6 protein-coding genes are annotated in these 7214 nt (G+C 43.8%); all 6 read left to right on the top strand.

Annotated elements, in window-relative coordinates:
• Position 1: 1 nt before the first annotated feature.
• A complete protein-coding gene (locus Q7O90_RS05965; protein WP_304128590.1) occupies positions 2–1213 on the top strand; it encodes a DegT/DnrJ/EryC1/StrS family aminotransferase in 1212 nt (403 codons plus the stop codon).
• The gene (locus tag Q7O90_RS05970) at positions 1214–1900 is read left to right on the top strand and encodes a sugar transferase (protein WP_304128591.1); all 687 of its coding nucleotides are present in this window, start codon (positions 1214–1216) and stop codon (positions 1898–1900) included.
• 57 nt (positions 1901–1957) lie between these two features.
• Positions 1958–4411, top strand: coding sequence for a glycosyltransferase family 4 protein (locus Q7O90_RS05975; protein WP_304128593.1), 2454 nt, complete (start codon positions 1958–1960; stop codon positions 4409–4411).
• A 15-nt stretch (positions 4412–4426) separates the two neighbouring features.
• Positions 4427–5512 carry a non-hydrolyzing UDP-N-acetylglucosamine 2-epimerase gene (gene wecB / locus Q7O90_RS05980; protein WP_304128594.1) on the top strand — a complete coding sequence of 362 codons (1086 nt, stop codon included), beginning with the start codon at positions 4427–4429 and terminating at the stop codon, positions 5510–5512.
• 1 nt (position 5513) lies between these two features.
• Positions 5514–6023: an acyltransferase gene (locus tag Q7O90_RS05985; RefSeq protein WP_304128595.1), complete on the top strand. Its 510-nt coding sequence runs from the start codon at positions 5514–5516 to the stop codon at positions 6021–6023.
• Positions 6024–6052: 29 nt separating this feature from the next.
• The coding region (locus tag Q7O90_RS05990) for a nucleotide sugar dehydrogenase (protein WP_304128596.1) at positions 6053–7214 on the top strand (1162 nt) is incomplete at its 3' end.

Genomic DNA, 7214 nt, shown 5'->3' on the forward strand with positions numbered 1-7214 from the left:
CATGAAAGTACCATTTTCACCACCGGATATTTCAGAATTAGAGATTAATAGAGTTGTAGAAGTCCTAAAATCTGGATGGATTACTACTGGTCCAGAGGTTAAGGAATTCGAGAGAAGAATTGCAGAATATATCGGCGTTGATAAAGCCGTTGCCCTTTCATCAGCTACCGCATCACTAGAAGCAGCACTTCACATTCTGGGAATCGGTGAAGGCGATGAGGTTATCGTGCCTGCATACACATATACAGCATCTGCTAGCCCTGTAGTACACAAGGGGGCGAAGCTTGTGATTATAGATTCTGCGCCTGAAACCTTTGAGATGGACTACGATAAGGTCGCTGAAGCTATCAATGAGAATACTAAGGCCGTTATTCCAGTTGATCTCGGCGGAATGATATGCGATTACGACAGAATATTTGAAATCGTTGAGTCGAAGAAAGACTTGTTTAAGCCTGCGAATAAGCTCCAAGCTGCAATTGGTAGAGTAGCAGTAATTTCTGACGGAGCACATGCCTTTGGGTCTGTGAAGAATGGTGTTAAGGCCGGAGCAATTGCTGATTTTACGTCGTTTTCTTTCCATGCGGTTAAGAACCTTACCACTGCAGAAGGCGGTGCGCTCGCATGGAGAAATATCGATGGGGTAGATAATGATGAGCTTTATCATGAACTACAGCTTTATTCACTACACGGACAGTCTAAGGATGCGCTATCCAAGAACAAGGCGGGGGCATGGGAGTACGATGTCGTATATCCTGCGTATAAATGCAATATGACAAATATTAATGCGGCTATCGGAATTGCTCAGCTTGAAAGATATGAAGGGCTACTTGCGAGACGCAGGGTGCTCAATGAGAGATATGAGGCTGCACTTGAGAAGCTAGGAATTAAGGTTATGCACCATTATACAGAGGGGATGACTTCTACAGGCCATCTATACTTAGTAAGGATTCCAGGCGCTTCTGTAGATGACAGAAATGCGGTGATTCAGGACATGGCGGAGCGTGAGATTGCATGTAACGTCCACTATAAGCCACTACCGATGATGACTGCATACAAGAACCTTGGATTTGATATTGCGGATTATCCAAATGCTTACCGTCAGTATGAGAATCTAATTTCGTTACCGATATTCTCAACGATGACCGATGAGCAGAACGAATATGTTATTGAGAATTTTGTTGATATCCTTAAGAAGAGAGGGTTAATTAAGTAGATGGTTTTGTGCAAGTGGGATGACTTACCGGAGCATATGAGATGCGATGAAGTAAAGGAATATTACGACATCCTAAGCTCAAGAAAAGGCTCGCTTATAGCAAAAAGATTATTTGATTTCGTAGTTTCATTGCTGATGACCATCGTAATATCACCTATACTCCTAATCTTGATCATCTTGATTAAGGTAGATGATCCAGGACCAGCTTTCTTCAGGCAGGTAAGAGTGACGACTAACGGCAGGGAGTTCAGAATTTTCAAGTTCAGAACGATGGTTGTAAATGCTGAGAAGCTTGGCGCACAGGTAACGCAGGAAAATGATCCCCGGGTTACCAAAATAGGTCATAAGCTTAGAAAGTACAGACTTGATGAGCTTCCGCAGCTTCTAAATGTTATCACTGGCGACATGTCATTTGTTGGCACTAGACCAGAGGTTCCGAGATATGTGGAATGCTACTCGAAAGAGATGCTCGCGACACTTCTGCTTCCTGCAGGCGTGACATCGGAAGCTAGCATAACATATAAAGATGAGAATGAACTGATCGGAAGTGCGAAAAATCCAGATGAGGTGTACGTAGGTAAAGTTTTGCCAGAAAAGATGAAATACAATCTTGATGCACTTAGAAATTTCAGTTTTCTCGGTGAAATCAAGACTATGCTGAAGACGGTCGGTGCCGTTATAAAGTAAGCTGTACGGATATACATTACAATCACTGCTACTTAAATGAGCGTATTGGAGGATAGTTTGAAGATATTACTGATTAACCACTATGCCGGTTCGCCGGAGATGGGAATGGAGTTCAGGCCATATTATCTATCTCGAGAGTGGATCAAGCAGGGTCATGAAGTCACGATAATAGCTGGTGGGTATTCGCATCTAAGAAAGTTAAACCCTCAGATTTCGAAAAATTTCGAAGAGAGGATGATTGACGGAATTCGCTATGTATGGATTAAGACGGCTTCATACACTCGCAATGGATTGGCGCGCGCATTCAGCATGTTCGAGTTCAGTAGAAAACTATTTTCAAATGCAGAATACATCTCTGAGCATTACCAGCCAGACGCGGTAATAGCATCATCGACCTATCCGCTAGATACATATGGGGCAGATAAGATTGCAAAGCTTTCCGGAGCAACGTACATTCACGAGGTTCACGACATGTGGCCTTCTACACTATACGAGCTAGGTGGAATGTCGAAGAGTAATCCGTTTGTGAAGCTTATGCAGCGTGCGGAGGACTTTGCATACAGTCACTGTGACCAGGTTGTTTCGCTACTTGATCACTCTAAAGATTACATGGTTCAGCATGGCCTCGCTGAAGAGAAATTTAACTGCATATCCAATGGTGTAATCAAGGAAGAGTGGGAAAGCCCTGCGCCAATACCTGAAGAGCACAACGAGATACTTAACAAGATGAAGGCCGAAGGCAAGTTCATAGTCGGATATTTTGGTGGGCATTCCATATCCAATAACCTAGATATGCTTCTCGCTGTTGCAAAGAAAATCACTGATAGGGATGTATGTTTTGTGCTGGTTGGTGATGGTAGCTATAAGGATAGGCTTATACAGTGTGCTAAGGATCAAGCTATAGATAACGTTGTTTTTCTTCCTGCAATCGACAAGGGTGCGATTCCTAATCTCATCAGTTATTTCGATATAGTTACTATTTTTGCAGCAAATACCAAGCTATATAGATTTGGAATATGCATGAATAAGATGTTCGACGCTATGATGGGCGGAAAGCCACTGCTCATGTCTGTGACTACGCCAGAGACTCTAGTTGAGAAAGCAGAGGCGGGTATTGTTACAAAGGCGGGAGATGTAGAGAGCTATATCAAAGCGATTGAGGAACTCAAGAGCCTGCCGGCTGAGGAACTTAAGAACATGGGAATGCGTGGACACAATTTAGTTTCGAATGAGTACACGTATGACAGATTGGCAAATAAATTCGTAGAAGTGATGGAGAAGAAGGGTAAGAGAGTTCTTCTCATTAATCACTACGCAGGATCTCCTGAGATGGGAATGGAGTTCAGACCGTACTATATATCGAGAGAACTCGTCAAGAAAGGGCATGATGTAACGATCATTGCAGGTAGCTTTTCCCACCTAAGAAAGACAAATCCAGACATAGCCGAGGATTTTACGGAGCAAGAGATTGACGGTATTCGCTATGTGTGGGTTAAGACTGGTGAATATGATAGCAACGGAGTTGCTAGGGCGCTCAGCATGTACCAGTTTTGTAAGGCGCTAAGTGCTAATAAAAAGAAAATCGTAGAGCGTTACAAGCCCGATGTTGTGATCTCGTCGTCGACTTATCCGCTCGATTCTTATCCGGCATACCACATTGCAAAACTCGCTGGAGCAAAGTATATCCATGAAGTTCATGATATGTGGCCACTTACACTATATGAAGCTGGTGGGATGAGCAAGAAAAATCCGTTCGTAATAGCTATGCAATTTGCGGAAAATCATGCATACAAGAAATCAGATGTCGTGGTTTCGTTGTTACCGCATGCGAAGGACTACATGATTGAGCATGGCATGAAGCCTGATCACTTCAGGTACATACCCAACGGAGTTGTGATAAATGAGTGGGATGCAGCGAAGGAGCTCCCTGAGGAGCATAGGGAAGCATTCAAGAGATTGAAGGCTGATGGTAAGTTCGTTATCGGATATTTTGGAAGCCACGAGCTTTCTTATGGACTACACAACTTGCTAGATGTTACAAAGCAGCTTAGTGACGAAAATGTTCACCTCGTCATGGTCGGTAAGGGCAAGCTCAAGGATGAGCTTATCAGCTATGCGAAGAAGAACGATATTGCCAATGTAACATTTCTTCCGCCGGTCGAGAAGGGGACGATTCCTGCGGTAATCGACAATTTCGATGCGATATTTATAGGTACGATTGAGTCTCCGCTTTACAGATTCGGAATATGCATGAACAAGATGTTCGATTCCATGATGGCGGCTAAGCCAATTGTAATGGCGATAACGACACCATCCACACCTGTGAGCGAATCGGGTTGTGGAATCATCACTAAATCATGCGATAATGACGCTATAAAGGACGCAATCAGGAAGATTCAGGCTATGAGCGAGGAAGAGAGAACCCGGATGGGAATGCTTGGACGCGAGGCCGTGCTGAATAAGTACACGTATGAAAATATTGCAAGCGAATTTGAAAAGGTGTTTAATTAGAAGAGGTATGACGCGATGAAGATAGTGACTGTAATTGGCGCTAGACCACAATTTATAAAGGCTGCAGCAGTTTCTCGCAAGCTAGAGCAGGTGTGCGAAGAGGTAATCGTTCACACAGGTCAACATTATGATGCGAACATGTCTGAGCTTTTCTTTGAGGAGCTCCACATCCCAAAGCCAAAGTACAACCTTGGCGTTGGATCTGGTTCACACGCAAGACAGACTGCAGAGATGCTAATAGGAATAGAGGATATTCTGATTAAGGAGAATCCTGACTATCTGATGGTATATGGCGATACGAACTCTACTATCGCGGGAGCACTTGCAGCTTCTAAGATTCATATGCCTGTGATACACGTAGAGGCTGGGCTTAGGTCTTTTAACATGGCTATGCCAGAAGAACAGAATAGAATCCTCACAGATCACATTTCAAGCCTACTCTTCTGCTCGACAGATGCTTCAATTGAAAATCTGGAAAACGAGGGAATAACGAAGGGCGTTCACAGAATCGGAGACGTAATGTGCGATGCCGTTCTGTATTACTCTCAAGAAATAGATAAGAAGGAACGAAGCCAGTATTTCAAAGAACTTCACTACATATTCGGTGAGCGTGGAGAGCTTGATAAGTGGTATCTATCTACGGTTCATAGAGCTGAGAATACCGATACTCCTGAGAAGGTTCGCACTATCCTGAGGGCATTCGAAAAATTCGATGCACCAGTGATTCTCCCTGCGCATCCTAGAACTAGAAAGATGATTGAGCAGATTAACGAGGAGGAGCACTTAAAGAACACTGTATGTGTAGAGCCTATCGGTTACCTCGAAATGCTGTATTTTACAAAGAATGCGGTTAAGGTTGTGACTGATTCCGGGGGGCTACAGAAGGAAGCGTACATATTAGATACACCTTGTGTAACGCTGCGTGAACAAACGGAATGGGTGGAGACATTGAACGGGAATCACAATGTACTCGCTCATATCGATGAAGATGACATACTTGATAAAGTTAACAATACCGTTATTTCAAAGGAAAAAGAAAACTACTACGGTGCGGGGGATGCCGCAGACAAGCTAGTTAAAACTATTATTTCGGGGGAATAAAATGTCAGATTACTTTGTACATGAGAGCAGCTACGTAGATGATAACGTAGAGATTGGAAAGGGAACTAAGATTTGGCACTTCTGCCACATACAGCCTGGAGCTAAAATAGGCGAAAATTGCTCGCTCGGACAGAATGTAAATGTTGCAAATAACGTGCAGATTGGCGACAGAGTAAAGATTCAGAACAACGTATCAGTTTACGAAGGCGTTACACTCGAAGATGGAGTGTTCTGTGGACCGTCGTGCGTATTTACAAACGATCTCACTCCTAGAGCTCGCTACCCAAAGGGTTCAGAAAACTACGGCAAGACGCTCGTCAAAGAGGGCGCATCAATCGGTGCTAATGCGACGATTGTATGCGGACATACGGTTGGTAAATGTGCAATGGTAGCAGCAGGTGCTGTCGTAACGAAGGATGTTCCAGACTACACTCTAGTGGTTGGAGTTCCAGCAGTTCCAGCAGCTAAGCTTGATGAATTTGGCAATATTGTAGAATGGTTCAACAGATAACTCGGTCAGAAAAGGGGAATAATATGAATATGAAGGAACGTTTACTCGAGAAAATCGCAAAGCGTGACATCACTGTGGGTGTTGTAGGACTAGGATATGTAGGACTTCCGCTCGCTGTTGAAAAGGCTAAGGCTGGCTTCAAGACCATCGGCTTTGATGTACAGGAAGAAAAAGTTAAGATGGTAAATGAAGGTCATAACTACATCGGCGATGTTGTAAATGAGGATCTCAAGGAGCTTGTTGAGAGCGGCATGATGAAGGCGACATCCGACTTTTCGTTCGTAAAGGATGTGGACTTTATCGCTATTTGCGTACCTACTCCTCTTGATAAGCATCAGGAGCCGGATATCAGTTATGTCAAGTCATCGACAGAAGCTATTTCAAAGCACCTATCTCGCGACACAATGGTAGTTCTCGAGTCAACTACTTATCCAGGAACTACTGAAGAGCTTCTGCTTCCTATTCTCGAAGAGGGTTCAGGTTTAAAGTGCGGAGAAGATTTCTATCTGGGATTCTCTCCAGAGCGTGTTGACCCAGGTAATGTGATTTACAAGACTAAGAACACTCCAAAGGTCGTTGGTGCTGTAGGCAAGGATGCGACAGAAGTAATTTCTGCGATGTATAGAGAGGTTCTCGAAGGCGAGATATATGAGGTATCTTCACCGGCAATCGCTGAGATGGAGAAGATACTGGAAAATACATACAGAAATATCAATATAGGGCTAGTAAACGAACTTGCGATTCTGTGCAACAAGATGGGCATCTCTCTATGGGAGGTAATCGACGCTGCAAAGACCAAGCCTTACGGATTCCAAGCATTCTATCCAGGGCCAGGGCTCGGTGGCCACTGTATTCCTCTGGACCCATATTATCTCACATGGAAGGCTAGAGAGTTTGGTTTCCATACATCGATGATTGAAAATTCAATGATAATCAATGACAAGATGCCTGAGTACACAGTGGATAGAGCGGCATCCGTTCTAAATGAGCATAAGAAGGCGCTCAATGGATCCAAGGTACTCGTGCTCGGAGTTGCGTACAAGAACAACATCGACGATTACAGAGAGAGTCCTGCGTTAAATGTTATCGATATTCTCAAGGAAAGAGGCGCAGTTACAGACTTCTATGATCCATGGATTCCAAAGTATAAGAGAAATGGAGAGTGGCATGAGGGTATCAGCGAGATAAATG

It is taken from the genome of Mogibacterium diversum, assembly GCF_938028775.1.
GTDB classification, from domain to species: domain Bacteria; phylum Bacillota; class Clostridia; order Peptostreptococcales; family Anaerovoracaceae; genus Mogibacterium; species Mogibacterium diversum_A.